Source organism: Paracidovorax sp. MALMAid1276, assembly GCF_049198005.1.
In the GTDB taxonomy this organism is placed as follows: domain Bacteria; phylum Pseudomonadota; class Gammaproteobacteria; order Burkholderiales; family Burkholderiaceae_C; genus Acidovorax.
Genome location: NZ_JBMIRS010000125.1, coordinates 1 through 1134 on the forward strand (window position 1 = coordinate 1; position 1134 = coordinate 1134).

Genomic DNA, 1134 nt, shown 5'->3' on the forward strand with positions numbered 1-1134 from the left:
TGAAATCGGGCGATTGGACGCCTCGGCTGCTTGCATGGGCATGCGCCCATGCGGCGCACCCGGCGCATCCACTCATCCCGATTGCACTCCAATGCGATCTTCAAAAAGACATTGAACAGGCTCTGAGACCGAACCAAGGAGCTTCCATGTCCGCAGGAGATTGGAAAGACATGTACGCCGCCGCCGTGGCGGGCGACCTGGCGCTGGTGCGCCACCACATCGATGCGGGCGTGAACCCCAACTACCAGCATCCCGAAATTCTGTGCACCCCGCTGGTGGCCAGCCTCATCCATGGGCACGGCGACATTGCCCACTACCTGCTGGCGCATGGGGCCGATCCACAACTGCGCTCCGACTTTGACGACATGACGCCGCTTGCGGCCGCGCGCCGCCACCAGCGCACCGAGTTCATCGCATTGCTGCAGGCGCAGGGCGCCAAGGATGAGCGCAAACCCTTCTGGTGGCGCTGGCTGCCGGTGTAAGCGAACAGTCGGTAGAGCCCGCGCGCCCCAAGCCCGCGGCCGCCGTGCAAGGGCCGCCCCGCCGCATGGGCGGCGTCCCCCCTTCGGGCGGAAGGCGCTCAGCGCCTCAGGGGGGGCTTCCTTCCTTCGCGCGCATCTTGGCGGCAATGTATTCGCCGTGGGTCACGTGCAGCAGGCCCGCCACCTTGCTGATGGTGTGGTTCTCGTTGGCGTCGATGTGCGCATCGGCATAGGCCACCTGCCACATGGACTCGACCAGGCGGATCTTCTGGTCCTGCGTGAAATGCTCGTTCAGGCTGCTGGTGAAGCGCTGGTAGTCGTACGCTGTTTTCGAGGTGGTCACGGCCAGTTCCAAGAGGCGCTGCACTTCGTCGTCGGCCAGCGCAAACTTGCTGCGCAGCGCGCTCACCATGGCCGTGCGTTCGGCCTCGTCCATCGATCCCTCGGCCCGCACCACTTCCACCAGCAGCACCGCCGCCGCCAGCTGCACGGCGTGCGCGCGCTCTGCGGGCGACTGGGTGGGGGTGGGCTGGGTGAAGCTGTCGAACAGGTCTTTGAGGGTGCGGAGCATGGGCGTGTGGGTTTGGCAGGTGGAAGAGCCTGTTCAATGTCTTTTTGGAGTCGCACAAGGTCCTTGCCGGGATGGGATGCC

General features: G+C 65.3%; 2 protein-coding genes. One reads left to right on the plus strand and one right to left on the minus strand.

The genetic code is table 11. The features are described from left to right. The first annotated feature begins 146 nt into the window (after positions 1–146). Positions 147–482 carry an ankyrin repeat domain-containing protein gene (locus ACOQFS_RS08780; protein ID WP_421562511.1) on the plus strand — a complete coding sequence of 112 codons (336 nt, stop codon included), beginning with the start codon at positions 147–149 and terminating at the stop codon, positions 480–482. A 106-nt stretch (positions 483–588) separates the two neighbouring features. Here ACOQFS_RS08780 and ACOQFS_RS08785 read toward each other — a convergent pair whose 3' ends face one another. Next, positions 589–1053 carry a TerB family tellurite resistance protein gene (locus tag ACOQFS_RS08785; protein ID WP_421562512.1) on the minus strand — a complete coding sequence of 155 codons (465 nt, stop codon included), beginning with the start codon at positions 1051–1053 and terminating at the stop codon, positions 589–591. Between the last annotated feature and the right edge of the window lie 81 nt (positions 1054–1134).